At 54.2% G+C, this 1941-nt stretch carries 2 protein-coding genes; both read right to left on the reverse strand.

What is annotated here, in order from left to right; all coding sequences use genetic code 11:
• Positions 1-322: hypothetical protein (locus HQL65_19940; GenBank protein MBF0138508.1), on the reverse strand; the 322-nt coding region annotated here is incomplete at its 3' end.
• 305 nt (positions 323-627) lie between these two features.
• Positions 628-1941: SPOR domain-containing protein (locus tag HQL65_19945; protein MBF0138509.1), on the reverse strand; the 1314-nt coding region annotated here is incomplete at its 5' end.

Below are 1941 nucleotides of genomic sequence, written 5' to 3' on the forward strand. Positions count from 1 at the left end.
CCATCATCCCGGGTCCACCAGGTCCACCCATCATCCCGGGTCCACCAGGTCCACCCATCATCCCGGGTCCACCAGGTCCACCCGTCATTCCGGAATCTCCCGAACCCTGCACCTGATTGCCGATTCCAACAGGATTATCACCAGAAACTGGTGCCTCCTGGGCCAAGCCATCACCGAACACCATCAGGCCCAAGGCCAGACCAGCCGCCAATCCCAAAAATCTGGCACGAACATTTTTCATCATGAGTCTCCTGGACAAATTGGTCACGTTGACTTCCTGAAACAGGCCGAGATCCATGTGCCTGGTAAGAGAGAGCCGCATGCGGCATGGCATTCCTGCCCAATCCCTTCCGGATCTCTTGGCAGGGTCAAAACAGGAATGCAAACAAAACCCGTGACCAACTCACTTCTTTGGAATTGAAACAACAGTGCGCAAGTGATTATTGATCTCTTTCTCCAACACAATCCGGGATACGACATACTGGAGAAAGATGGTCCCGACAAGAACCACCAAAATCACAGAGAACGTATGGAAAACCGCACGGGAACGAATTTTCATGGATTGGATCCAAGCAGGACCACTGCGGATAGGACATTTTGGTAGTATCCCACATTTTTATTTTTCAATCAAGACCCAAGTTCACAAACTTTGCCTTTTTTAATTTTTGCTGGATTTACCTCCCGAATCGGCAATTTGACCAGACCCGTCTCTTCACGAATCAGGCGTATGGCCACTTCGGTTTCACGTCGGCTGGGAAAAGGTCCGGAACAAAGAACCAGCAGCCGTTTTTTCTGTACACTGATTTTTTGCTTCATGACGGGCAAACCGAAGTCTGCCAACTTTTTCGACAGGGATTCCGCCTCTTCCTTCTGAATGAATGAACCCAGATAAACCAGGTATTGCATGTTGCCGGTTGACTTGTCTGCCGGGTCGAAGACGGTTGCCGAAGGAAGTGTAGCCTCAAGAGCGGATGATGCGGCGTCCTGCTCCGGGGATTTCTTCGCCTTGGATCGCGATACCGGCGAGGAAGGGATGAAACCGGTTCCAGGGTAGGTTTGTTGCTGCAAGGTTCCCTGAATTCCTGTTTTTTTGGCGATCAGGCGTTGGGCCTCTTCGCCGGCCTTCGCGGATGTGAATGGTCCGGCCAAAACCGTAAACACGTCCCGCTCCCGAATCACCTCACGTTGAATGGATGCGGGCAGACCCCAGTTGAGCAATTTTTTCTTCATCTGCTCGGCCATGGACCGATCCAGATAAGAAACCACCTGGATGGTCGAAACCGTTGTATCCGACGGTGCATGACCTGGGCGTTCCGCACCCTCCTTTTCCCTGGCTGCCTTGGGCACTGGTTGATCGTTCGACACCCTGGGCACCGGTTGATCGTTCGACACCCTGGGCACCGGTTGATCGTCCGATACCCTGGGTATCGGTTGATCATCCGACACCCTGGATGTCGCTTGCCGACCTCCCGACGCTTTGGACGAAGGCCGCCCATCGGACACCTTGGCGGGTGTCTGGCCGTCCGATCCTTTAGCGGCTGAAGCAGATTCATTCAGGGGCAGAATTCTGCCGCCATGACCCACCTTGCGCACCGCCGTGCGTGCCGCTTCCTGGGCGGCATCACGATCCTTGAAAGGTCCCAGATAGAGCTGATGATACGGTTTCCCCTTCACACGAATCATCTTCTGAAAGGCTGGCAAACCAAGGCGTTCGAGTTCCTGTTGTTTTAAATCGGCATTGGCCTTGTCCGTATAGGCCAGCATTTTGACGGCAATCCGCTTCTCTCCCTTGCCGGATTTATGTTCCCCGGTCTCATTTGCAGATTGATCGGGCTTGCGAACCGAGGCAGCAGGTCCATCCTCCCCCTTGCGTTCCGGCCTGCGCAGCGGGGAACCAGATTTTTCCCCAGCCGAGGGTTCCGGTTTGCGAACCTGGGCACG

The organism is Magnetococcales bacterium, from assembly GCA_015228935.1.
Taxonomy (GTDB): Bacteria; Pseudomonadota; Magnetococcia; order Magnetococcales; family DC0425bin3; genus HA3dbin3.